This window comes from Klebsiella sp. P1CD1, from assembly GCF_003790505.1.
Taxonomy (GTDB): domain Bacteria; phylum Pseudomonadota; class Gammaproteobacteria; order Enterobacterales; family Enterobacteriaceae; genus Klebsiella; species Klebsiella variicola.
In genome coordinates this window covers 4837417-4860018 of the sequence record NZ_CP033631.1, presented here as the reverse complement: position 1 = coordinate 4860018, position 22602 = coordinate 4837417, and the positions used below count along the sequence as shown (strand labels likewise).

Sequence of the window (22602 nt, the reverse complement as noted above, 5' to 3'; positions counted from 1 at the left end):
CATGCAGATCCTGTTGGCTAACCCGCGCGGTTTTTGCGCTGGTGTTGACCGCGCTATCAGCATTGTAGAAAACGCGCTGACGCTGTATGGCGCACCGATCTATGTTCGTCATGAAGTGGTGCACAACCGCTATGTGGTGGATAGCCTGCGCAAGCGCGGCGCCATTTTTATCGAACAGATCAGCGAAGTGCCGGACGGCGCGATCCTGATTTTCTCCGCTCACGGCGTATCGCAGGCGGTACGGAATGAAGCGAAGAGCCGCGACCTGACGGTGTTCGACGCCACCTGTCCGCTGGTGACCAAAGTCCATATGGAAGTCGCCCGCGCCAGCCGCCGTGGCGAAGAGTCGATTCTGATCGGCCATGCCGGCCACCCGGAAGTCGAAGGCACTATGGGGCAGTACAATAACCCGCAAGGGGGCATGTACCTGGTCGAGTCGCCGGAAGACGTTCTCAAGCTGGAAGTCAAAAACGACGCCCGGCTGTCGTTTATGACCCAGACCACGCTCTCCGTCGACGATACGTCTGACGTTATTGACGCCCTGCGCGCGCGTTTCCCGAAAATCGTCGGCCCGCGCAAAGACGACATTTGCTATGCCACCACTAACCGTCAGGAAGCCGTGCGCGCGCTGGCGGAGCAGGCTGACGTGGTGCTGGTGGTCGGGTCGAAAAACTCCTCCAACTCTAACCGCCTCGCCGAGCTGGCGCAGCGGATGGGCAAAGCGGCTTACCTGATTGACGACGCCTCCGATATCCAGGAAGCGTGGGTCAAGGATGCGGCCTGTGTCGGCGTGACGGCGGGCGCATCGGCGCCGGATATTCTGGTGCAGAACGTCATTACCCGCCTGCAGGAGCTGGGCGGCGGCGAAGCCGTGCCACTGGAAGGCCGGGAAGAGAATATCGTCTTTGAAGTGCCGAAAGAGCTGCGTGTGGATGTCCGTGAAGTAGAGTAAGTTCTTTCCTCCAGCAGTATGAGAAGATGCCAGACTTAACGTCTGGCATTTTTTTTAGGGAGAAACCATGCGCTTACCGATCATTCTTGATACTGACCCGGGCATCGACGATGCTGCCGCCATTGCCGCGGCGCTGTTCGCGCCCGAGCTGGATCTGCAACTGATGACCACCGTGGCGGGCAACGTTTCGGTGGAGAAGACGACCCGTAACGCGCTGCAGCTGCTGCACTTCTGGAATGCCGATGTGCCGCTGGCGCAGGGGGCGTCGATGCCGCTGGTGCGTCCGTTGCGCGACGCCGCCTCGGTGCATGGCGAATCCGGCATGGAGGGGTATGACTTTGTTGAGCATCAACGTCAGCCGCTGGCGAAGGCGGCCTTCCAGGCGATCCGCGATGCATTGATGCACGCTGCCGAGCCGATTACTCTGGTGGCGATTGGCCCGCTGACCAATATAGCGCTGCTGCTGACCCAGTACCCGGAATGCGTGTTCAACATTCGCCGGCTGGTGATCATGGGCGGCTCGGCGGGCCGCGGCAACTTCACGCCGAATGCGGAATTCAATATTGCTATCGACCCGGAAGCCGCCGCGAAAGTCTTCCACAGCGGGCTGGAGATTGTGATGTGCGGGCTGGACGTCACCAACCGGGCGCTGCTGGCGGCAGATTACCTGGCGACCCTACCGACGCTGAACCAGACCGGTAAAATGCTTCATGCTCTGTTTAGCCACTATCGCAGCGGCAGCATGAGCAGTGGTTTGCGAATGCACGATCTCTGCGCTATTGCGTGGCTGGTCCGCCCGGAACTGTTCACTCTCCAGCCGTGCTTTGTGGCGGTGGAGACGCAGGGGGCCTGGACCGCTGGCACCACGGTGGTGGATATCGAAGGGCGACTGGGTCAGCCGGCGAACGCTCAGGTGGCGCTGGATATCGACGTCGAAGGGTTTCAGCGCTGGGCGGCGGAGGTGATTGCCCTGGCGCCGTGATAAATCACTCGATTTTCAAGGAAAGAAGCAATGACCTATGGACAGGCGTATTTGAGCGGCTGGAAAGAGACCTTTAATTTTAGCGGCCGCGCCAGCCGGCAGCAGTTCTGGACGTTTTTTCTCATCAATGTATTGATCGCCACCGCGCCGCTGGCGGCCTGGTGTCTGGCAACCAGCGTTAACCCTCAATACGGCATCCTCAGTTTTGTTGTCATTCCCTTTGCCGCGCTCTGGCTGCTGCTGATGGCGCTCCCCTTGCTGGCTGTTGGCTGCCGGCGAATGCATGATATCGGCCGCTCCGGGATCTGGTTTGTGTTGGGGATTATCATTCCGTGGTTTGCAATTATTTCGCTGGCTCTGTGCTGCCTGCGTTCAACGTCGGCACCGTCTCGCTGAGATAATCAATCATCACCCGCATCCTGGCGGGCATATGCTTATCTCCCGCCCACAGCAGCCACAGGTCGCCGGAGTAGCTGCTGATGAATTCCCACTCGGGCAGCACCTGCACGATATCGCCCTTCGCCAGCGCCTCGCGAGCGGTAAACAGCGGCAGGCTGCCAATGCCCAGATGCTGCTTAACCGCGTCGAGGCGGACGGCGGTATGGTTGGCGGCGTACCGCCCGTAGGTTTGCACTGTTTCGCTTTTCCCTTCCCGGCGGAACTTCCAGCGCGCGTCGGCGGGCGTTTCGCCAAGACTAATGCAGCAATGCGCGCGCAGATCCTGCGGCGTATACGGCGTACCGTGCTGCTGTAAATAGGGCTCAGTGGCGCAGATAACGTGCCTGATTGGCATCAGCGGTTTGCCATGCAGACCAGGGGAAGGGGTATCGGTGATGCGCAGCGCCAAATCAATACCGTCATCGATAAAATCCAGAGGGCGATCTTCCAGCCGCAGGCAGACGTCCACCTGCGGGTAGCGATGGAAAAACGCCATCATCAGCGGGTGGATCACAAAGCGGCCGACGGCTTTCGGTACGCTGAGCGTCAGCTTTCCCTGAGCGACCGTTTGGCGACTGCTGGCGGAATCTATCGCCTGCCGCGCCGCTTCCAGCATCTGCTGGGCATGCTGATACACTGTTTCCCCGGCATCGCTCAGTCGCAGCTTGCGGGTGGTACGATGCAGCAGCTTGCTGCCCATCTCCCGCTCCAGCCGCGACACGCTGCGGCTCACGGCGGAGGGCGTCAGTCCGCTCTGGCGGGCGACGGCGGAAAAGCTTCCCTGGTCGACAATCTGGACGAAGAGGGCGAGGTCCGGCAGGAGGTTTAGATTCATTTGTGCTCCCGGGGCAAAAGTGCATTGGCGGGTGGTGGGATTATCGCTGTCGATATTATCAATATACTGGTCGGACAGAGAGGAGAATCACCATGACTGAACGAGTTTATTACACCAGCGATGCTACCGACGGGCGCGCCCAGATCATCGCCTGCACCGCAGAAGTGGATGGCCGTTACGCCATCGAACTGGATCGGACGTTGTTTCACCCGCAAGGAGGCGGTCAACCGGCAGACCGCGGCTGGATAGCCGGGCAGGTGGTTGAGACGGTTATTGTGCGCGGCGACAGCGTGCTGCATATCCTGTCGCAAGCGCTTCCCCTCGGTGACGTGGAGATGAAAATTGATGCCTCCGCGAGACAGCTGCATGCCCGTCTGCATTCTGCCGGCCACCTGCTTGGCCTGGCGGGCGAACAGCTTGGCTGGCAACCGGTGAAAGCGCACCACTGGCCCGGCGAAGGGCGGATAACCTTTACCAGCAGGAACAATGCCGCGCTGCCGGACGCCAGTGCGCTACTGGCGCCGGTGAAGGCCTGGCAGGCGCAGGACTTACCGCGTCAGGTGACGTTCGCTGATGGCTTGCGCCAGGTGGGCTTCGGCGAACTGCCCGCTTATCCCTGCGGTGGCACCCACGTCGCCCGTCTGGCGGAGCTGGGCGACATTGTTATCAGTCAGATAAAGATGAAGAAGGGGCAGCTGGTGGTCAGCTATATCCTGGCATAAGGCTTTCTGCTCTACCGAAAGTATAATGTTTCCACAGCATTTCAATGCTGGTCGGTCGAGTTTGCCAGATTTAGTGCATCTTATTTCTTGAAACCGACAGATGACGAAAACGTCGATTATTGTCTCCGAGAGAGCACCCGCAAAGCACGCATTTCAGCACAATCGTATAGTTTTTACTGATATCGTCCGCCGTTTGTCATAAATTTCTAATTATCGGCGTTTTTGAGTAGCGGCCCGCTGACGGGCTGGTTACTCTGAAAACAATTTACGTAATGTTAACAAAAGAGAATAGCTATGCATGATGCACAAATCCGCGTGGCCATCGCCGGCGCGGGCGGCCGGATGGGACGCCAGTTAATTCAGGCTGCATTGCAGATGGAAGGCGTGGCGCTGGGCGCGGCGCTGGAGCGCGAAGGGTCAAGCCTGGTGGGCAGCGACGCCGGGGAGCTGGCGGGCGCCGGCAAAGCGGGCGTCGCGGTGCAGAGCAGCCTGACGGCGGTAAAAGATGATTTCGACGTGTTGATCGATTTTACCCGCCCGGAAGGCACGCTGAACCATCTGGCGTTTTGCCGTGAGCACGGCAAAGGGATGGTCATCGGCACCACCGGTTTTGACGACGCTGGCAAGCAGGCGATTCGCGACGCCGCGCAGGAGATTGCCATTGTCTTCGCCGCTAACTTTAGCGTCGGCGTCAACGTCCTGTTAAAGCTGCTGGAGAAGGCGGCAAAGGTGATGGGCGACTACACCGACATCGAAATTATCGAAGCGCACCACCGGCATAAAGTGGATGCGCCGTCAGGCACCGCGCTGGCGATGGGCGAAGCGATCGCCGGAGCATTGAACAAAGATCTGAAGGAATGCGCCGTCTACAGTCGTGAAGGTCATACCGGCGAACGCGTTCCGGGCACCATTGGCTTCGCCACCGTCCGTGCGGGCGATATCGTCGGCGAACATACGGCGATGTTTGCTGATATCGGTGAGCGTATTGAAATCACCCATAAAGCCTCCAGCCGGATGACCTTTGCTAATGGCGCGGTTCGCTCTGCATTATGGCTGAAAGACAAGAAAAATGGTCTGTTTGACATGCGTGATGTGCTGGATTTGAACAGTTTATAACGATTATTACCCATCGTGATGTGGTTATTGCAATCAATAAGTTATTGATGCAAGGGGCAATATATTGTTGCCCTTTTTTATTTTTATGGGTTTGGTGTGTGTTTTACGTTGTGATAGCTATAAATAATAATATTCATGCTGTTTTTGGTGAATGAAATGTAAATTTTGACCATTTGGTCCACTTTTTAGCGCTTCGTCGCCAGGTTTTACACTCTTTCCCGTCCGCAAGCGTTTTCTCAGCCAGGTTTGTTGATCTTTTTGGCGTAAAAATCACATGTTATGCGCCAGTGGCGTAAAATGACATTAAAAATCTCCGCTTTAAGTTGACTTTTATCCGACATCTCTCCAGAATGCCGCCGTTTGCCAAAAATCTGCGGGCAACAGATTTGCATTGATTCAGATCGTGTTTATGAATTAATATGCAAATAAAGTGAGTGGATATTCTCTGGAGGGTGTTTTGATTAAGTCAGCGCTATTGGTTCTGGAAGACGGAACCCAGTTTCACGGTCGGGCCATCGGGGCAACCGGCACGGCGGTTGGGGAAGTCGTTTTCAATACTTCAATGACCGGTTATCAAGAAATCCTCACTGATCCTTCCTATTCCCGCCAAATCGTCACTCTTACTTATCCTCATATTGGTAATGTCGGCACCAACGCCGCCGATGAAGAATCTTCTCAGGTACACGCGCAGGGTCTGGTGATCCGCGATCTGCCGCTGATTGCCAGCAACTTCCGCAATACTGAAGATCTTTCTTCTTATCTAAAGCGCCATAACATCGTGGCGATTGCCGATATCGATACCCGCAAGCTGACGCGTCTGCTGCGTGAGAAAGGGGCGCAGAACGGCTGCATCATCGCGGGCGACAGCCCGGATGCTCAGCTGGCGCTGGAGAAAGCGAAAGCGTTCCCGGGTCTGAACGGCATGGATCTGGCGAAGGAAGTGACCACCGCAGAAACCTACAGCTGGACGCAGGGCAGCTGGACTCTGGCGGGCGACCTGCCGGAAGCGAAAGCGGAAAGCGAGCTGCCGTTCCACGTTGTGGCGTATGACTTCGGCGCGAAACGCAACATCCTGCGCATGCTGGTGGACCGCGGCTGCCGCCTGACGGTGGTGCCGGCGCAGACCTCTGCCGAAGACGTGCTGAAAATGAATCCGGACGGTATTTTCCTCTCTAACGGCCCAGGCGACCCGGCGCCGTGCGATTACGCTATCGACGCGATTGAAAAATTCCTTGAGACCGATATTCCGGTATTCGGTATCTGCCTTGGCCATCAGCTGCTGGCGCTGGCGAGTGGTGCGAAGACCATTAAGATGAAGTTCGGCCACCACGGCGGCAACCATCCGGTGAAAGATATTGATAATAATGTGGTGATGATCACCGCGCAGAACCACGGTTTTGCGGTTGACGAAGCCACCTTGCCGGCCAACCTGCGCGTGACCCACAAGTCGCTGTTCGACGGCACCCTGCAGGGCATTCATCGTACCGACAAACCGGCGTTTAGCTTCCAGGGGCACCCTGAAGCGAGCCCGGGGCCGCACGATGCCGCGCCGCTGTTCGACCACTTTATCGAGTTAATTGAGCTCTACCGTCAGTCCGCGAAATAATCAGGAGTAAAAGAGCAATGCCAAAACGTACAGACATAAAAAGTATCCTGATTCTGGGCGCGGGCCCGATTGTTATCGGTCAGGCGTGTGAGTTTGACTACTCCGGGGCGCAGGCCTGTAAAGCCCTGCGTGAAGAGGGCTACCGCGTTATTCTGGTGAACTCCAACCCGGCGACCATCATGACCGACCCGGAAATGGCTGATGCGACCTACATCGAGCCGATTCACTGGGAAGTGGTACGTAAAATTATCGAAAAAGAGCGCCCGGATGCCGTGCTGCCGACCATGGGCGGCCAGACCGCGCTGAACTGTGCGCTGGAGCTGGAACGTCAGGGCGTGCTGGCAGAGTTCGGCGTGACCATGATCGGCGCCACTGCGGACGCGATTGATAAAGCGGAAGACCGTCGTCGCTTCGACGTGGCGATGAAGAAAATCGGCCTCGACACCGCGCGCTCCGGCATCGCCCACACCATGGAAGAAGCGCTGGCGGTTGCCGCCGACGTTGGCTTCCCGTGCATCATCCGTCCGTCCTTCACCATGGGCGGCACCGGCGGCGGTATCGCCTATAACCGCGAAGAGTTCGAAGAAATCTGCGAACGCGGCCTGGATCTCTCTCCGACCAACGAACTGCTGATCGATGAATCACTGATCGGCTGGAAAGAGTACGAGATGGAAGTGGTGCGCGATAAGAACGACAACTGCATCATCGTCTGCTCGATTGAAAACTTCGATGCCATGGGGATCCATACCGGCGACTCCATCACCGTTGCCCCGGCGCAGACCCTGACCGACAAAGAATACCAAATCATGCGTAACGCCTCGATGGCGGTCCTGCGTGAAATCGGTGTGGAAACCGGCGGCTCTAACGTGCAGTTCTCGGTGAACCCGAAAGACGGTCGCCTGATCGTTATCGAAATGAACCCGCGCGTTTCCCGCTCTTCGGCGCTGGCCTCGAAAGCCACCGGCTTCCCGATTGCTAAAGTGGCGGCCAAGCTGGCAGTGGGCTACACCCTTGACGAGCTGATGAACGACATCACCGGCGGTCGCACTCCGGCTTCCTTCGAGCCGTCCATCGACTACGTGGTCACCAAAATTCCACGCTTCAACTTCGAAAAATTCGCTGGCGCGAACGACCGTCTGACCACGCAGATGAAATCCGTCGGCGAAGTGATGGCCATTGGCCGCACCCAGCAGGAATCGCTGCAGAAAGCGCTGCGCGGCCTGGAAGTGGGCGCCACCGGCTTCGACCCGAAAGTGAGCCTCGACGACCCGGAAGCGCTGACCAAAATTCGCCGCGAGCTGAAAGACGCTGGCGCCGAGCGTATCTGGTACATCGCGGATGCCTTCCGCGCCGGCCTCTCGGTAGACGGCGTCTTCAACCTGACCAATATCGACCGCTGGTTCCTGGTGCAGATTGAAGAGCTGGTGCGTCTGGAAGAGAAAGTGGTGGAAGTGGGCATCAACGGCCTCGACGCCGACTTCCTGCGTACCCTGAAGCGTAAAGGCTTTGCCGATGCGCGTCTGGCGAAACTGGCGGGCGTGCGGGAAGCGGAAATTCGCAAGCTGCGCGACCAGTATGACCTGCATCCGGTCTACAAGCGCGTGGACACCTGCGCCGCCGAATTCGCCACCGATACCGCCTACATGTACTCCACTTATGAAGAAGAGTGTGAGTCCAACCCGTCCGTTGACCGCGATAAAATCATGGTCCTCGGCGGCGGCCCGAACCGTATCGGCCAGGGTATCGAATTTGACTACTGCTGCGTACACGCCTCTCTGGCGCTGCGCGAAGACGGTTACGAGACCATCATGGTCAACTGTAACCCGGAAACCGTGTCTACCGACTATGACACCTCCGACCGTCTGTACTTCGAGCCGGTGACCCTGGAAGACGTGCTGGAAATCGTGCGCATCGAGAAGCCGAAGGGCGTTATCGTCCAGTACGGCGGCCAGACGCCGCTGAAGCTGGCGCGCGCCCTGGAAGCCGCAGGCGTACCGGTTATCGGCACCAGCCCGGACGCTATCGACCGCGCGGAAGACCGTGAGCGCTTCCAGCATGCGGTTGACCGTCTGAAGCTGAAGCAGCCGGCGAACGCCACCGTCACTGCCATTGAGCAGGCGGTAGAGAGAGCGAAAGAGATTGGCTACCCGCTGGTGGTTCGTCCGTCTTACGTGCTCGGCGGCCGGGCGATGGAAATTGTTTACGACGAGCAGGATCTGCGCCGCTACTTCCAGACCGCGGTTAGCGTCTCCAACGATGCACCGGTACTGCTGGATCGCTTCCTCGACGACGCGATTGAAGTGGATGTCGATGCCATCTGCGACGGCGAAATGGTGCTGATTGGCGGCATCATGGAGCATATCGAGCAGGCGGGCGTACACTCCGGCGACTCAGCCTGTTCCCTGCCAGCGTATACGCTGAGCCAGGAAATTCAGGATGTGATGCGCGAGCAGGTGCAGAAGCTGGCTTTCGAGCTGCAGGTTCGTGGTCTGATGAACGTCCAGTTCGCGGTGAAAGATAACGAAGTTTATCTGATTGAAGTGAACCCGCGTGCGGCGCGTACCGTGCCGTTCGTCTCCAAAGCCACCGGTGTCCCGCTGGCGAAAGTCGCGGCGCGCGTAATGGCCGGTAAGACGCTGGCGCAGCAGGGCGTGACCAAAGAGATCATCCCGCCGTACTACTCGGTGAAAGAGGTGGTTCTGCCGTTCAACAAATTCCCGGGCGTTGACCCGCTGTTAGGGCCAGAAATGCGCTCTACCGGGGAAGTGATGGGCGTGGGCCGTACCTTCGCGGAAGCATTCGCCAAAGCGCAGCTGGGCAGCAACTCGACCATGAAGAAACAGGGCCGTGCACTGCTCTCCGTTCGCGAAGGCGACAAAGAGCGCGTGGTCGACCTGGCGGCGAAGCTGCTGAAGTTTGGCTTTGAGCTGGATGCGACTCACGGTACGGCGATTGTGCTGGGCGAAGCCGGTATCAACCCGCGTCTGGTGAACAAGGTGCATGAAGGTCGTCCGCACATTCAGGACCGTATCAAGAATGGCGAATACACCTACATCATCAACACCACCGCAGGTCGCCAGGCGATTGAAGACTCCAAGCTGATTCGCCGCAGCGCGCTGCAGTACAAGGTGCATTACGACACCACCCTGAACGGCGGCTTTGCCACCGCGATGGCGCTGAACGCTGATGCCACCGAGAAGGTGATTTCGGTTCAGGAAATGCACGCGCAAATCACCAAATAAGCGCGCCGGCCTGGCCGGAGAGCAACAAACCAGGGCTGACGACATCGTCAGCCCTTTTTTTTGGCTGCAGTCATCTTCGGAGAGTTCTGCTTTTAACCACCTGTCGGGTCAGGCTAACTATAGTGAGCACCATAACGATACCTATTGATGAAAAGACAGGAGGATACAATGCGGAACAATATTCTGGTGGCATCCGCACTGGCAGCGACGGCAATCATGTTCGTGGCCGGCTGCTCATCGAATCAGTCGATCAAAACCACCGATGGCAAGACCATTGTCACCAGCGGCAAACCGCAGGTGGATGATGATACCGGCCTCGTCTCATACAAAAATGCCGAAACCGGCCGCGTGGAGCAGATTAACCGCGACCAGGTGAAGTCCATGGATGAGCTGGATAACTAATGGTTATCCCAGGCCCCGCGGGGAGTGTGCGGGGCCGAACGAGCGCGTTACAGTAGCGCGCGATCGATTTTAACCACGATTTTACGCAACGCTGCGCCTTGTTCGAGGCAGGCCATCGGGCGGTGTAATTCGCCAGGGAAGAGGATCGCCAGCTCTTCCGGGTAGAGATGAATCAGCGTTTCGCTGTCGATAGCCTGACAGAAACCGATATCCTGCGTCGTGTTGAAGTGACCATCTTCAACGACCGGCAGCCCTTTATTCCCGGCACCGATGATCTCTTCACCTTTCAGCACAATGTGAATGTCGAGATATTGACGATGATATTCCGGGCGTTGCTCGCTCAGCGGCCGGGTATGGCCTTCGACGACGGTAAAAAACACATTATCACTCTCGACGGTATATTTCCCCGGCGGCAGCGCGTGCGGTTGTTGCTGTAACACGGCCTGCAGCGCCTGGCGGATCACCGGCGGATAGAGCTCATTTTCGGCGGCGGCGGTTAAGGTATCGATAATCATGCCGGGATCCTCTGCGGTTGTTGCGAATGAAGTAACGTTAATGAGTGAGCGACAATACTGGCGACGTCGGGGGTAATATCGACGGCCAGAACATCGCTTTCACTGGCGTCTGGCGTCTCCAGGGCGGCAAACTGGCTACGCAGTAACGCTTCTGGCATAAAGTGGCCTTTACGCTGGCGCATTCGCTGCAAAATGCAGTCATAATCCCCGGTCAACCATAGGAAGCGTAGCTTCGCGTTCCCCTCACGCAGGCGGTCGCGATAGCGCTTTTTTAATGCGGAACAGACCAATACACCTGACTCGTTTTTCTGCTCAAGACTGAAAATGACGTCGGCGATACGCGTCAGCCACGGCTGACGATCCTCATCATTCAGCGGCTGGCTGGTGGCCATTTTGACGATATTGTTGCGTGGATGAAGGTCGTCGCCGTCGATAAATTTCGCTCCCAGCGCGTGGGCCAATGCCTGACCGACGGTGGATTTGCCGGTTCCGGAGACGCCCATCAAAATAATGCATTGTCCTGCCATCATGCGCTCCTTCTCTCAGACCGCGACCAGCATGCCGCCGTCAACGAACAGCAGATGGCCGTTGACGAAATTCGACGCGTTTGACGATAAAAAGACGGCAGCGCCGACCAGCTCCTGCGGATCGCCCCAGCGGGCGGCAGGGGTGCGTTTGCATAACCAGTCGGTAAACGCCTTATCCTCAACCAGCGTCCGGGTCATCGCCGTATTAAAGTAGCCCGGGGCAATGCCGTTGACCTGAATGTTGTGCCGCGCCAGCTCAACGCACATTCCGCGGGTTAGCATCTTCACCGCGCCTTTGGCGGCGGCGTAGGGGGTGATGGTGTCGCGCCCCAGCTCGCTCTGCATGGAGCAGATATTGATGATTTTTCCCTGCTGGCGGTCAACCATGCGCTTCGCGACGGCCTGAGAGACGAGAAATACCGCCGTCTGGTTAACTGAAATCACGTCATTCCATTCCTGCACCGGGAATTCGGTAAACGGGTGGCGGCGCTGGATCCCGGCGTTATTGAATAACACGTCAATCGGGCCAAGATGCGCTTCGATATTGGCAATGGCTTCTTCAACGGCCTCGGCATCGGTCACGTTAAATACCGCAGCATGGGCGGTGGCGCCTTCGTCGCGGAGCTTCATCACCGCATCGTCCGCTCGCGGGGCAGAAAGGTCATTAATAATGATTTCTGCGCCATATTGCGCCAGACCCTGAGCCATGACAAAACCGATCCCCTGTCCTGCGCCCGTAATTAAAATGCGTTTACCTTGTAAGCTGAAAAGATCGTTCATCTCGATATCCTGATTAGCGGCTGAAGAAAACCTGTGCCCTATCTCACGGATTTTTACCGGGGGAAACTGTGATGAAGATCACTCGGAACCGTGTTACAAAAAGGGGTTACTTTAAACGTGACGCTGCCGGTAAATCTCGCTGACTCAACAGGTTAACGGCTACGGACTGGCATTCTCTTTTGCCCCCCCGACAGGCATAATGGCCTGAAGCAGTCAGGTATTTGGCGGACACACAGATGAAAGCACAACGCATTACTCTCCATGATATTGCCGAGCTGGCTGGCGTAACCAAGATGACCGTTAGCCGCTATTTGCGCACCCCGGAAAAGGTGAAACCGGAGACGGCGGAGCGTATTGCTAGCGTGATAGCGGAGATCGGCTATCAGCCCGACCCGGATAATCCGGCGATGACCAGCGTCGCCGTGCCGCGGATTGGCGTACTCATTCCCTCCTTTCATAATCAAATTTTTGCCGATCTGCTGGCCGGCATCGAATCTGTCGCCGCCGGGCATGGTTACCAGACGCTGGTGGTGAATTACGACTACGATCGCCAGCGTGAAGAGGAGCAGATTGCCGCCGTGCTGGCGTTTAATGTGAAAGGACTGCTGCTGACCGAGTCGGTGCACTCCCTGCGGGCGGACAAGTATCTGAATGCCGCGAAGATCCCGATCGCCGAAGTGATGGGGCTGGCGGAGAATCCAGGACGCATCAACGTCGGATTCGATAACTTCCAGGCCGGCTTCGATATGACCACCATGCTGCTGGCCAGCGGTAAACGACGGATCATCTACTTCGGCTCGATGTCCGACGTCCGCGACGAGCAGCGTTATCTGGGCTACTGTCGGGCGATGGAGAGTGCCGGGCTGGCGGTGGGGCGCATTGCGCCGAATAAAGTCTCGTCGGTTTCCATTGGCACCGGCATGATGACCCTGGCGCGGCAAATGTACGCCGATATGGACGGTATCCTGTGCACTAATGACGACCTGGCGGTGGGCGTGTTACAGGAGTGCCTGGCATCCGGTATCAGCGTGCCCCAGGAGCTGGCTATCGCGGGCTTTCATGGCCTGGAGATTGGCCAGATCGTCTCTCCCCGGCTGGCCAGCGTCCTGACGCCGCGCTTCGAGATGGGTAAGGTGGCGACAGAGATTTTAATAAAGAAAATCAAAGGACTGCCCACCATTGAAAAGGTGGATCTCCACTACCGCCTGTCGATGGGCGAAACGATTTAACGGCCACCAGCCAGCGCCTGTCGTGTGTTAGCGAAAGGTTAATGCGCGCGCAGTCCATCGCCTGTCTGGTCGCCGTTTTGTCTTCACGATCACGCGTCCGGTAACATGCATTTTTAACACGATTCAGCGTGATACAGATCGCAAAATCCCCCGATAAAAACCCGTTTGATAGTGGCTACCGTCGTAACCAAACGTCAAACAGGTGATCTGATGAAGAGTGTTATTCCCCGCGCCGTCCTTTTAGTGGCCCCCGTAATTGAAACCCTGCAGCTGCAGCTGGCGGAGCATTTCCCGCTGCTGCGTCTCTACGAGCAGGACGATCCGATCGCCTTTCTGCGTGAACAAGGAGAGAACATTGCCGTCGTGGTCACTCGCGGCGACGTCGGCGTAGCAAACAGCGTCCTTGAGTTGCTGCCTCAGGCTGGGCTGATTGCCATCTTCGGCGTCGGTACCGATGCGGTGGATCTGGCGTATGCCCGCTCGCGGCAAATTGCCGTCACCATCACCTCCGGGGTGTTGACGAATGATGTCGCTGACCTGGCGATGGGGCTGCTGCTGGCCGGTTCCCGTCAGCTCTGTCAGGGCGATCGCTTTGTCCGCGAGGGACGCTGGCTGAGCGGTAGTATGCCGTTGGCGACTCAGGTCAGCGGGAAGCGTATCGGCCTGCTGGGTATGGGGAATATTGGCCAGGCGATCGCCCGCCGGGCGCGGGGTTTTGATATGCAGGTGCTGTATACCGACCGTAAAAAGATAGCGGGCCTCGATTATCAGTGGTGTGCCGACCTGCATACCCTGGCGCATGAGAGCGATTTTCTGGTGATTGCCGCATCCGGCGGCGAGGCGAACCGCGGCATCATCGACGCCTCGGTGTTTAACGTGATGCCGGCGCATGCCTGGCTTATCAATATTGCCCGCGGTTCGCTGGTGGATGAAAAGGCGTTGATCCACGCGTTACAAAACGGCGTTATCGCCGGGGCCGGGCTCGATGTTTTCGAACAGGAACCCCAGGTCCCGGCGGCGCTGATCGCCCTCGATAACGTGGTGCTGCAGCCGCATGTCGCCAGCGCCACGCAGGAAACACGACAGAAAATGAGCGAAGTGGTTTTTGCTAACGTCGCCGCCTGGTTTGCCGGCGCAGCGCTGCCAAACGCTATCGATTAATTAGCTTTTTATTTCTGTACCCGCGCGATCTCAATCAAAACAATAACCTCTGCATAGAGAGTGCAAATATATGAACGAGAAAATTCCCAGCACCCGTTGGCTGCGTATCATTGTGCCGGTGTTAATTGCCTGCATTATGTCATTTATGGACCGGGTTAATATTAGCTTTGCCCTGCCAGGCGGCATGGAGGCCGATTTAGGCATTACCAGCCAAATGGCTGGCGTGGCCAGCGGTATCTTTTTTATTGGTTATTTATTTTTGCAAATTCCCGGTGGGCGAATTGCGGTTAACGGCAGCGGTAAAAAATTTATTGCCTGGTCGCTGGTAGCCTGGGCTATCGTTTCCGTGGCGACAGGGTTTGTTACTCATCAATATCAACTGCTGGTGCTGCGATTTATTCTCGGGGTTTCGGAAGGGGGAATGCTGCCGGTAGTGCTGACCATGGTCAGCAATTGGTTTCCGGAAAAAGAGCTGGGTCGCGCGAACGCGTTTGTGATGATGTTTGCCCCGCTCGGCGGCATGCTCACCGCGCCGGTCTCCGGCGCCATTATTGCGGCGCTTGACTGGCGTTGGCTGTTTATCATCGAAGGGCTGTTGTCGCTGGTGGTGCTGGTCGTGTGGTGGTTTATGATCAGCGACCGTCCGCAAGAGGCCCACTGGTTGCCCGCCCGCGAGCGTGACTATCTGGTGACCACCCTGGCCGCCGAGCGTGCGGCGAAGCAGGCAGAAGCCCCTGTCAGCAAGGCGCCGGTGAAGGATGTGTTTGGTAATGCCGGACTGATGAAGCTGGTGATCCTCAATTTTTTCTACCAGACCGGGGATTATGGCTACACGTTGTGGCTGCCGACCATTCTGAAGGGGTTAACCGGCGGCAACATGGCCAGCGTTGGCTTCCTGGCGGTGCTGCCGTTTGTCGCCACGCTGGCCGGGATCTATGTGATTTCGTTGTTCAGCGACCACAGCGGTAAGCGTCGTCTGTGGGTTCGCTTCTCGCTCTACAGTTTTGCGGCAGCGCTGGTGGCGTCGGTGGTGCTCCGCGACCAGATGGTGGCGGCCTATATCGCACTGGTGATCTGCGGTTTCTTTCTCAAATCGGCTACCAGTCCGTTCTGGTCGATGCCGGGGCGTATCGCTTCGCCGGAGGTGGCGGGCAGCGCACGCGGGGTGATCAATGGCCTGGGCAACCTCGGCGGATTCTGTGGCCCCTATCTGGTGGGCGTGATGATGTATCTCTACGGACAGAATGTGGCGGTCTGTGCCCTGGCCGGTTCGTTGATTATCGCCGGCACAATGACCTTTCTGCTACCGAAGCAATGCGATCTGGTCGACAGCGATTCTGATGTGGCGATCAAGAAGCAACCCCGAAATGCGTAACCCACTGCGACATAAATCACAGTTATCATTGTAAGCGGTTGGCTTAACTGTCTACACTCTTGCTGATTACGACAAGAGCAAACGCAGGCCAATCAATGATTCTGATAATTTATGCGCATCCTTATCCGCAGCATTCTCATGCGAATAAGCGAATGCTTGAACAGGCAGGGACGCTTGAAGGCGTAGAGATACGCTCCCTCTATCAACTCTATCCCGACTTTAATATCGATGTCGCCGCCGAGCAGGCGGCGCTGGCCCGTGCCGATCTGGTTATCTGGCAGCACCCTATGCAGTGGTACAGCGTACCGCCGCTGCTGAAGCTGTGGATGGACAAAGTGTTGGCGCACGGCTGGGCCTATGGTCACAACGGTATTGCCCTGCGCGGTAAATCGCTGATGTGGGCGGTGACCACCGGCGGCGGTGAAAGCCACTTCGACATCGGCTCATTCCCCGGTTTTCCGGTGCTGGCGCAGCCGTTGCAGGCAACCGCGCTTTACTGCGGAATGAAATGGCTGCCGCCGTTCGCCATGCACTGCACTTTTATCTGCGATGACGAAACGCTGCAGGCGCAGGCCCGCCATTATCGTCAACGCTTAATCGACTGGCAGGAGGCACACCAGAATGGATAGCCATACGCTGATACAAGCGCTGATTTACCTGGGCGCCGCGGCGCTGATTGTGCCCATCGCCGTCCGCCTGGGGCTGGGGTCGGTGCTGGGCTATCTGATCGCTGGCTGTATTATCGGCCCGTGGGGGCTGCGGCTGGTGACTGACGCCGAGGCGATTCTGCACTTTGCCGAGATCGGCGTGGTGCTGATGCTGTTCGTGATTGGTCTGGAGCTGGATCCGCAGCGGCTGTGGAAGCTACGCGCCTCGGTGTTCGGCGGCGGCGCGCTGCAGATGGTAGCCTGCGGGGTATTGATCGGTCTGTTCTGCATGCTGCTGGGCCTGCGCTGGCAGGTGGCCGAGCTGATAGGCATGACCCTGGCGCTCTCTTCAACAGCCATTGCGATGCAGGCGATGAATGAGCGCAATCTGACGGTGTCGCAGATGGGGCGGAGCGCCTTCGCGGTGCTGCTGTTCCAGGATATCGCGGCGATTCCATTGGTGGCGATGATCCCCCTGCTGGCGGCCAGCGGCGGCGCCACCTCGCTGGTGGCGTTTGCCCTCTCCGCGCTGAAGGTGGCCGCGGCGCTGGCGCTGGTGGTGGCCCTGGGGCGCTATCTGACCCGTCCGCTGCTGCGCTTTGTCGCCCGTTCCGGCCTGCGCGAAGTGTTCAGCGCCGTGGCGCTGTTCCTGGTCTTCGGCTTTGGATTGCTGCTGGAGGAAGTCGGGCTGTCGATGGCGATGGGGGCGTTTCTCGCCGGGGTGCTGCTGGCCAGCTCCGAGTATCGTCATGCGCTGGAGAGCGATATCGAGCCGTTTAAAGGGCTGCTGCTGGGGCTGTTCTTTATCGGCGTCGGCATGTCGATTGACTTCGGCACTCTCGTGACTCATCCGTTGCGTATCGTTATTTTGCTGGTCGGTTTCCTGGCGATAAAAATGCTGATGCTGTGGCTTATCGCCAGGCCGCTGGGTGTGCCGCGCGCCCAGCGCCGCTGGTTTGCAGTGTTGCTGGGGCAGGGAAGCGAGTTTGCGTTTGTGGTCTTTGGCGCCGCGCGGATGGCGGATGTACTGGACGGCGAATGGACTAAGGCGCTGACCCTGGCGGTGGCGCTGTCGATGGCGGCGACGCCGGTCTTGCTGGTCCTGCTGACCCGTCTGGAGAAATCGGCCAGCGGCCAGGCGCGGGATGCTGATGAGATTGATGAAGAGCAGCCGCGGGTGATTGTTGCCGGCTTTGGCCGCTTCGGACAGATTGCCGGGCGACTGTTGCTCTCCAGCGGGGTGAAGATGGTGATCCTCGATCACGACCCGGATCATGTTGATACCCTGCGCAAATTTGATATGAAGGTTTTCTACGGCGATGCCACCCGGGTCGACCTGCTGGAATCGGCCGGCGCCGAAAAGGCGGAAGTACTGATCAATGCCATAGACGATCCGCACGTCAGCCTTGAGCTGGTGGAAAGGGTAAAAGAGCATTTTCCGCATCTGCAGATCATCTCCCGCGCCCGCGATGTCGATCATTACATCAAGCTGCGCCAGGCTGGCGTCGAGGCGCCGGAGCGTGAAACCTTCGAGGCGGCGCTGAAGTCCGGCCGAATGACGCTGGAGGCGCTGGGACTCGGCGCCTATGAAGCCCGCGAGCGGGCCGATCTGTTCCGTCGCTTCAACCTGCAGATGGTCGAAGAGATGGTGGCGATGGCGGAAAACGACGCGGCGTCGCGGGTGGCGGTCTTCAAGCGGACCAGCGATATGCTCACCGGCATCATCAACGAAGATCGTCATCATCTGTCGCTGGTGCAGCGTCACGGCTGGCAGGGGACGGAAGAGGGCAGGCACACCGGGGATATTGCCGATGAGCCGGAAAATAAGCCCTTAGCCTGACGCTCGTCAGTAACATTTTGTTTTCCGTTTAGAACCGGTTCTGGCGGCCCACGGTGTGAACGTGGGCTTGCCAGCAAATCAGAAAATTTTCTTATTCTTTACCTTCCGGCCAGTCGACGAAGTAGTACGCTTTCCGTATAGTGGCGACAATTTTTTGCACTCGGGAATGAATGAATGATCAGTCTGATTGCGGCGTTAGCGGTAGATCGCGTCATTGGTATGGAAAACGCCATGCCATGGAACCTGCCTGCCGATCTCGCCTGGTTCAAACGCAACACGTTAAATAAGCCGGTGGTGATGGGGCGTCTGACCTGGGAATCCATTGGGCGCCCGTTGCCGGGGCGTAAAAATATCGTGATCAGCAGCAAACCCGGCAGCGACGATCGCGTGCAGTGGGTCTCCTCAGTGGAGGAAGCGATTGCTGCCTGCGGCGATGTGGAAGAGATTATGGTGATTGGCGGCGGCCGCGTTTATGAGCAGTTCCTGCCGAAAGCGCATAAGCTCTATCTGACGCACATTGATGCGGAAGTGGAAGGCGATACCCATTTCCCGGATTACGACCCGGACGAGTGGGAGTCGGTGTTCAGCGAGTTTCATGACGCTGACGCGCAGAACTCCCACAGCTACTGCTTTGAGATCCTCGAACGCCGTTAAGCGGGAAGGATAGCAATGAAAAAACCCCGGTCGCGCCTGGCGTGACCGGGGTTTTCTTTTGCGTGAATTCCGCGACGAAGGCGCACTCAGTATCTCGTCATGTTCCCCGTCGCAGGCTTCGTCTTTCGGGAGCGCTGTCCGGGCGACAAATCGCAAGGAAATGTAGGTCGGGTAAGGCGTTAGCCGCCACCCGACACAAAAGTGGCTCCGCGCCCGCCGTTCTTGCCCGGCGGCGCTGCGCTTGCGCGGGCCTACGGGACTGCGTCATGTTTCTGATCGCGGGCTTCGTCTTTCGGGAGCGCTGTCCGGGCGACAAATCGCAAGGAAATGTAGGTCGGGTAAGGCGTTAGCCGCCACCCGACACAAAAGTGGCTTCGCGTCCGCTGTTCTTGCCCGGCGGCGCTGCGCTTTCGCGGGCCAACGGGACTGCGTCATGTTTCTGATCGCGGGCTTCGTCTTTCGATAGCGCTGCCCGGGCGACAAATCGCAAGGCAATGTAGCCCGGATAAGGCGCAACGCGCCGCCATCCGGGAAGACTCAGGACGCGACGGCTTCGCCTTCGTCGAGGCTTTTCTGGCGGTTCGACGGCTGGGTGAAGTACTGCTTATCTTCCCAGCGCAGGCAGGTGAGTTCTCCGCCCCAGCAGCAGCCCGTATCCAGGGCGTAAATCCCCTCCGGCGTACCGCGTCCCTCCAGTGAAGCCCAGTGGCCAAAGGCAATGCTGTAGGCATTGCTGACCGGGCCAGGAATGGCAAACCACGGCTTCAGCGGCGCTGGGGCGTCCTCGGGCGCCTCTTTCGAATACATATCCAGCTGGCCGTTGGGGAAGCAGTAGCGCATGCGGGTAAAAGCATTAGAGATAAAGCGCAGGCGCGCCAGACCGCTCAGCTCGTTGCTCCAGTGATTCGGCATATCGCCATACATGGCATCGAGGAAGAAAGGGTAGGAGTCGCTGGAGAGCACCGCTTCTACATCGCGCGCGCACTGCTGGGCGGTCTCCAGATCCCACTGCGGCGTGATGCCCGCGTGGGCCATCACCAGCTTTTTCTCTTCATCCACCTGCAGCAGCGGCTGGCGACGCAACCAGTTGAGCAGCTCGTCGGCATCCGGGGCTTCCAGCAGGGATTTCAGACGATCCTTCGGCTTGTTACGGCTGATACCGGCGAAGACGGCCAGCAGGTGGAGATCATGGTTGCCCAGCACCAGTCGCACACTGTCGCCCAGAGATTTGACATAGCGCAGGACCTCCAGCGACCCCGGGCCACGGGCCACCAGATCGCCGGTCAGCCATAGCGTATCGGTGCTCGGGTCGAATTCAACCTGCGCTAATAATGCGATCAGTTCATCGTAGCAACCGTGAACGTCGCCAATAAGGTATGTTGACATTGTTTTAATGAATGAGCGTTGGAACTGCGAGACGGAACACAGGGATCTCGATACGGAACGGCGCGCCGTCGATATCGATCATCTCATAATGACCCTGCATGGTTCCCAGCGGCGTTTCGATGACCGCGCCGCTGGTATATTGATATTCACCGCCAGCGGGAATATGTGGTTGCTCGCCGACCACCCCTTCACCCTGAACTTCAGTCTCACGACCGTGGCCGTTAGTGATGAGCCAGTAGCGGCCAAGCAGCTGAACCTGACTCCGCCCCAGATTGCGAATGGTGACGGTATAAGCGAAGACGTAACGCTCTTCTTCCGGAGAAGACTGCGATTCGATATAGACGCTTTGCACCTGAACGCAAACACGAGGCGAATTAATCATGGTTAGCTCTCCTTCGAAGGCAGATTGTTGGATAACCAGTTGGCCATCTTACAGTACTGCTCTACAGAAATATTTTCCGCACGCACTGCCGGGTCGACGCCCAGCTCGGTCAACACTTCAACGCTAAACAGATTGCCGAGACTATTGCGGATGGTCTTACGGCGCTGGTTGAAGGCTTCGGTGGTGATGCGGCTCAGTACCCGGACCTCTTTTACCGGATACGGCATGGTGCGGTGCGGCACCAGGCGAACCACCGCGGAGTCAACCTTAGGCGGCGGGGTAAACGCGCTCGGCGGCACTTCGAGTACCGGGATCACCTGGCAATAATATTGCGCCATCACGCTTAACCGACCATACGCCTTACTGTTCGGCCCGGCAACCAGACGATTGACCACTTCTTTCTGCAGCATAAAGTGCATATCGGCAATGGCATCAGTATAGCTGAACAGATGGAACATTAGCGGCGTCGAGATATTGTACGGCAGGTTGCCGAAGACGCGCAGCGGCTGGCCCATTTTCTCCGCCAGTTCGCCGAAGTTCATGGTCATCGCATCCTGCTGATAGATGGTCAGCTTCGGTCCGAGGAACGGGTGCGTCTGCAGGCGAGCCGCCAGATCGCGGTCCAGTTCGATAACGGTCAGTTGGTCAAGACGTTCGCCGACCGGTTCGGTCAGCGCGGCGAGACCCGGGCCGATTTCAACCATCGCCTGGCCTTTCTGCGGATTAATCGCCGAGACGATGCTGTCGATCACAAACTGATCGTTGAGGAAGTTCTGCCCGAAGCGTTTACGGGCTAAATGGCCCTGATGGACTCGATTATTCATTGGGTATTAACAATCATTTTGATGGCGAGATTAAGCGCCGTGATAAAACTGCCGACGTCCGCTTTTCCCTGACCCGCTAATTCCAGTGCGGTGCCGTGGTCGACGGAGGTACGAATAAAAGGTAAACCGAGCGTAATGTTCACGCCACGGCCAAAGCCCTGGTATTTTAGCACGGGCAGGCCCTGATCGTGGTACATCGCGAGTACCGCATCGGCATGGTCAAGGTATTTGGGCTGAAAGAGGGTGTCTGCCGGCAGCGGACCGCTGAGGTTCATCCCCTTAGCACGCATCTCTTCCAGCACCGGAATGATGGTGTCTATCTCTTCTGTTCCCATATGGCCGCCTTCGCCAGCGTGCGGGTTAAGCCCGCAAACCAGCACATGCGGCTGGGCAATGCCAAATTTCGTGCGCAGGTCGTGATCGAGAATGGTGATGATCTCGCGCAGCAGCTCGGGCGTTATCGCTTCGCTGATGGCTTTCAACGGCAGATGGGTCGTCACCAGCGCCACCCGCAGCTCCTCGGTCGCCAGCATCATCACCACTTTGCTGGCCTTCGCGCGCTCTTCGAAGAACTCGGTATGACCGGTGAAGGCGATGCCGGCGTCGTTGATGTTGCCTTTGTGCACCGGGCCGGTCACTAACGCCGCAAATTCGCCGCTAAGGCAGCCGTCGCAGGCGCGCGCCAGCGTTTCCACGACATAGGCGCCGTTTTGCACGTTCAGCACGCCAGGTTCCGCCGGGACGTTCAGCGGTACATTAAGCAGCGTCAGCGTACCGGCGCGCTGCGGAACGGGCGGTTGCGCAGGATCGTATGGGAGGAGAGATAAAGGAAGACCGAGCCGCTGGGCTCGGTCAGTTAACAAGGCGCCGTCGGCGCAGATCACCAGCTCAACTGGCCAGTCGCGCTGGGCAAGCTGCACGACCAGGTCAGGGCCAATCCCGGCGGGTTCGCCGGGAGTGATGACAACTTTACGGGTTTCAGGCATC

General features: G+C 58.0%; 22 protein-coding genes. 14 read left to right on the top strand and 8 right to left on the bottom strand.

Features of this window, described 5'->3' with window-relative positions:
• The first annotated feature begins 1 nt into the window (after window position 1).
• The 3 genes from ispH (at window position 2) to DTA24_RS24025 (ending at window position 2330) form a co-directional block, all read left to right on the top strand.
• Window positions 2-952: a 4-hydroxy-3-methylbut-2-enyl diphosphate reductase gene (ispH, locus tag DTA24_RS24035; RefSeq protein WP_002887979.1), complete on the top strand. Its 951-nt coding sequence runs from the start codon at window positions 2-4 to the stop codon at window positions 950-952.
• A gap of 67 nt (window positions 953-1019) precedes the next feature.
• The gene (rihC, locus tag DTA24_RS24030; protein ID WP_080929080.1) at window positions 1020-1934 is read left to right on the top strand and encodes a ribonucleoside hydrolase RihC; all 915 of its coding nucleotides are present in this window, start codon (window positions 1020-1022) and stop codon (window positions 1932-1934) included.
• Window positions 1935-1964: 30 nt separating this feature from the next.
• The gene (locus DTA24_RS24025) at window positions 1965-2330 is read left to right on the top strand and encodes a DUF805 domain-containing protein (RefSeq protein ID WP_110196185.1); all 366 of its coding nucleotides are present in this window, start codon (window positions 1965-1967) and stop codon (window positions 2328-2330) included.
• On the opposite strand, the gene DTA24_RS24020 is transcribed toward DTA24_RS24025, so the two are convergent.
• Window positions 2278-3207 carry a LysR family transcriptional regulator gene (locus DTA24_RS24020; RefSeq protein ID WP_023339571.1) on the bottom strand — a complete coding sequence of 310 codons (930 nt, stop codon included), beginning with the start codon at window positions 3205-3207 and terminating at the stop codon, window positions 2278-2280. The two genes, DTA24_RS24025 and DTA24_RS24020, sit on opposite strands and share 53 nt — an antisense overlap.
• 92 nt (window positions 3208-3299) lie before the next feature.
• Between DTA24_RS24020 and DTA24_RS24015 the strand changes: the two genes are divergently transcribed.
• The 5 genes from DTA24_RS24015 to DTA24_RS23995 all read left to right on the top strand — a co-directional run bounded on the left by DTA24_RS24015 (window position 3300) and on the right by DTA24_RS23995 (window position 10295).
• Window positions 3300-3929 (top strand): hypothetical protein, encoded by a 630-nt coding sequence (locus DTA24_RS24015; RefSeq protein ID WP_016160278.1) that lies wholly within the window; start codon window positions 3300-3302, stop codon window positions 3927-3929.
• Window positions 3930-4223: 294 nt separating this feature from the next.
• Window positions 4224-5045 (top strand): 4-hydroxy-tetrahydrodipicolinate reductase, encoded by an 822-nt coding sequence (dapB, locus tag DTA24_RS24010; protein WP_008807487.1) that lies wholly within the window; start codon window positions 4224-4226, stop codon window positions 5043-5045.
• 457 nt (window positions 5046-5502) lie between these two features.
• Window positions 5503-6651 carry a glutamine-hydrolyzing carbamoyl-phosphate synthase small subunit gene (gene carA / locus DTA24_RS24005; RefSeq protein ID WP_012542883.1) on the top strand — a complete coding sequence of 383 codons (1149 nt, stop codon included), beginning with the start codon at window positions 5503-5505 and terminating at the stop codon, window positions 6649-6651.
• Window positions 6652-6668: 17 nt separating this feature from the next.
• Window positions 6669-9893: a carbamoyl-phosphate synthase large subunit gene (carB, locus tag DTA24_RS24000; protein ID WP_008807485.1), complete on the top strand. Its 3225-nt coding sequence runs from the start codon at window positions 6669-6671 to the stop codon at window positions 9891-9893.
• Window positions 9894-10061: 168 nt separating this feature from the next.
• Window positions 10062-10295 carry a YgdI/YgdR family lipoprotein gene (locus DTA24_RS23995; protein ID WP_002888059.1) on the top strand — a complete coding sequence of 78 codons (234 nt, stop codon included), beginning with the start codon at window positions 10062-10064 and terminating at the stop codon, window positions 10293-10295.
• Window positions 10296-10342: 47 nt separating this feature from the next.
• Here DTA24_RS23995 and DTA24_RS23990 read toward each other — a convergent pair whose 3' ends face one another.
• From DTA24_RS23990 to idnO, 3 genes are read right to left on the bottom strand one after another with little or no spacing between them, the layout of a single operon-like run.
• Window positions 10343-10810, bottom strand: coding sequence for a YhcH/YjgK/YiaL family protein (locus DTA24_RS23990; protein ID WP_008807484.1), 468 nt, complete (start codon window positions 10808-10810; stop codon window positions 10343-10345).
• Window positions 10807-11337, bottom strand: a complete 531-nt coding sequence (locus DTA24_RS23985) for a gluconokinase (protein ID WP_008807483.1) — start codon at window positions 11335-11337, stop codon at window positions 10807-10809. The genes DTA24_RS23990 and DTA24_RS23985 overlap by 4 nt, the downstream gene beginning before the upstream one ends.
• Window positions 11338-11352: 15 nt before the next feature.
• Window positions 11353-12117 (bottom strand): gluconate 5-dehydrogenase, encoded by a 765-nt coding sequence (gene idnO / locus DTA24_RS23980; RefSeq protein ID WP_008807482.1) that lies wholly within the window; start codon window positions 12115-12117, stop codon window positions 11353-11355.
• A gap of 236 nt (window positions 12118-12353) precedes the next feature.
• On the opposite strand from idnO, the gene DTA24_RS23975 reads away from it, so the two are divergent.
• The 6 genes from DTA24_RS23975 to folA all read left to right on the top strand — a co-directional run bounded on the left by DTA24_RS23975 (window position 12354) and on the right by folA (window position 19023).
• Window positions 12354-13346: a LacI family DNA-binding transcriptional regulator gene (locus tag DTA24_RS23975; RefSeq protein WP_012968956.1), complete on the top strand. Its 993-nt coding sequence runs from the start codon at window positions 12354-12356 to the stop codon at window positions 13344-13346.
• Window positions 13347-13556: 210 nt separating this feature from the next.
• Complete coding sequence (locus DTA24_RS23970; protein ID WP_123837085.1) at window positions 13557-14507, top strand: 2-hydroxyacid dehydrogenase; 951 nt, start codon at window positions 13557-13559, stop codon at window positions 14505-14507.
• A gap of 70 nt (window positions 14508-14577) precedes the next feature.
• Complete coding sequence (locus tag DTA24_RS23965) at window positions 14578-15882, top strand: MFS transporter (protein ID WP_023297059.1); 1305 nt, start codon at window positions 14578-14580, stop codon at window positions 15880-15882.
• A gap of 95 nt (window positions 15883-15977) precedes the next feature.
• Window positions 15978-16511, top strand: coding sequence for a glutathione-regulated potassium-efflux system oxidoreductase KefF (gene kefF, locus DTA24_RS23960; RefSeq protein ID WP_008807478.1), 534 nt, complete (start codon window positions 15978-15980; stop codon window positions 16509-16511).
• A complete protein-coding gene (kefC, locus tag DTA24_RS23955; RefSeq protein WP_123837084.1) occupies window positions 16504-18369 on the top strand; it encodes a glutathione-regulated potassium-efflux system protein KefC in 1866 nt (621 codons plus the stop codon). Before kefF ends, kefC begins: the two co-directional genes overlap by 8 nt.
• 174 nt (window positions 18370-18543) lie before the next feature.
• A complete protein-coding gene (folA, locus tag DTA24_RS23945) occupies window positions 18544-19023 on the top strand; it encodes a type 3 dihydrofolate reductase (RefSeq protein WP_008807476.1) in 480 nt (159 codons plus the stop codon).
• 537 nt (window positions 19024-19560) lie between these two features.
• On the opposite strand, the gene apaH is transcribed toward folA, so the two are convergent.
• From apaH to pdxA, 4 genes are read right to left on the bottom strand one after another with little or no spacing between them, the layout of a single operon-like run.
• On the bottom strand, window positions 19561-20409 hold the full coding sequence (apaH, locus tag DTA24_RS23940; RefSeq protein WP_008807475.1) for a bis(5'-nucleosyl)-tetraphosphatase (symmetrical) ApaH: 849 nt from the start codon (window positions 20407-20409) through the stop codon (window positions 19561-19563).
• Window positions 20410-20413: 4 nt separating this feature from the next.
• Window positions 20414-20791: a Co2+/Mg2+ efflux protein ApaG gene (gene apaG / locus DTA24_RS23935; protein WP_004204274.1), complete on the bottom strand. Its 378-nt coding sequence runs from the start codon at window positions 20789-20791 to the stop codon at window positions 20414-20416.
• A gap of 2 nt (window positions 20792-20793) precedes the next feature.
• Window positions 20794-21615: a 16S rRNA (adenine(1518)-N(6)/adenine(1519)-N(6))-dimethyltransferase RsmA gene (rsmA, locus tag DTA24_RS23930; protein ID WP_008807474.1), complete on the bottom strand. Its 822-nt coding sequence runs from the start codon at window positions 21613-21615 to the stop codon at window positions 20794-20796.
• On the bottom strand, window positions 21612-22601 hold the full coding sequence (gene pdxA, locus DTA24_RS23925) for a 4-hydroxythreonine-4-phosphate dehydrogenase PdxA (protein WP_008807473.1): 990 nt from the start codon (window positions 22599-22601) through the stop codon (window positions 21612-21614). The genes rsmA and pdxA overlap by 4 nt, the downstream gene beginning before the upstream one ends.
• Window position 22602: the final 1 nt, after the last annotated feature.

What these genes read in the sequence shown, in the direction of transcription:
- kefC (WP_123837084.1), top strand. Translation starts at nt 16,504, where the DNA reads ATGGATAGCCATACGCTGATACAAGCGCTGATTTACCTGGGCGCCGCG.
- DTA24_RS24025 (WP_110196185.1), top strand. Translation starts at nt 1,965, where the DNA reads ATGACCTATGGACAGGCGTATTTGAGCGGCTGGAAAGAGACCTTTAAT.
- DTA24_RS23995 (WP_002888059.1), top strand. Translation starts at nt 10,062, where the DNA reads ATGCGGAACAATATTCTGGTGGCATCCGCACTGGCAGCGACGGCAATC.
- kefF (WP_008807478.1), top strand. Translation starts at nt 15,978, where the DNA reads ATGATTCTGATAATTTATGCGCATCCTTATCCGCAGCATTCTCATGCG.
- folA (WP_008807476.1), top strand. Translation starts at nt 18,544, where the DNA reads ATGATCAGTCTGATTGCGGCGTTAGCGGTAGATCGCGTCATTGGTATG.
- DTA24_RS24020 (WP_023339571.1), bottom strand. Translation starts at nt 3,207, where the DNA reads ATGAATCTAAACCTCCTGCCGGACCTCGCCCTCTTCGTCCAGATTGTC.
- dapB (WP_008807487.1), top strand. Translation starts at nt 4,224, where the DNA reads ATGCATGATGCACAAATCCGCGTGGCCATCGCCGGCGCGGGCGGCCGG.
- carB (WP_008807485.1), top strand. Translation starts at nt 6,669, where the DNA reads ATGCCAAAACGTACAGACATAAAAAGTATCCTGATTCTGGGCGCGGGC.
- pdxA (WP_008807473.1), bottom strand. Translation starts at nt 22,601, where the DNA reads ATGCCTGAAACCCGTAAAGTTGTCATCACTCCCGGCGAACCCGCCGGG.
- DTA24_RS23990 (WP_008807484.1), bottom strand. Translation starts at nt 10,810, where the DNA reads ATGATTATCGATACCTTAACCGCCGCCGCCGAAAATGAGCTCTATCCG.
- DTA24_RS23985 (WP_008807483.1), bottom strand. Translation starts at nt 11,337, where the DNA reads ATGGCAGGACAATGCATTATTTTGATGGGCGTCTCCGGAACCGGCAAA.
- rihC (WP_080929080.1), top strand. Translation starts at nt 1,020, where the DNA reads ATGCGCTTACCGATCATTCTTGATACTGACCCGGGCATCGACGATGCT.
- DTA24_RS23975 (WP_012968956.1), top strand. Translation starts at nt 12,354, where the DNA reads ATGAAAGCACAACGCATTACTCTCCATGATATTGCCGAGCTGGCTGGC.
- apaH (WP_008807475.1), bottom strand. Translation starts at nt 20,409, where the DNA reads ATGTCAACATACCTTATTGGCGACGTTCACGGTTGCTACGATGAACTG.
- DTA24_RS23970 (WP_123837085.1), top strand. Translation starts at nt 13,557, where the DNA reads ATGAAGAGTGTTATTCCCCGCGCCGTCCTTTTAGTGGCCCCCGTAATT.
- apaG (WP_004204274.1), bottom strand. Translation starts at nt 20,791, where the DNA reads ATGATTAATTCGCCTCGTGTTTGCGTTCAGGTGCAAAGCGTCTATATC.
- idnO (WP_008807482.1), bottom strand. Translation starts at nt 12,117, where the DNA reads ATGAACGATCTTTTCAGCTTACAAGGTAAACGCATTTTAATTACGGGC.
- ispH (WP_002887979.1), top strand. Translation starts at nt 2, where the DNA reads ATGCAGATCCTGTTGGCTAACCCGCGCGGTTTTTGCGCTGGTGTTGAC.
- DTA24_RS24015 (WP_016160278.1), top strand. Translation starts at nt 3,300, where the DNA reads ATGACTGAACGAGTTTATTACACCAGCGATGCTACCGACGGGCGCGCC.
- DTA24_RS23965 (WP_023297059.1), top strand. Translation starts at nt 14,578, where the DNA reads ATGAACGAGAAAATTCCCAGCACCCGTTGGCTGCGTATCATTGTGCCG.
- rsmA (WP_008807474.1), bottom strand. Translation starts at nt 21,615, where the DNA reads ATGAATAATCGAGTCCATCAGGGCCATTTAGCCCGTAAACGCTTCGGG.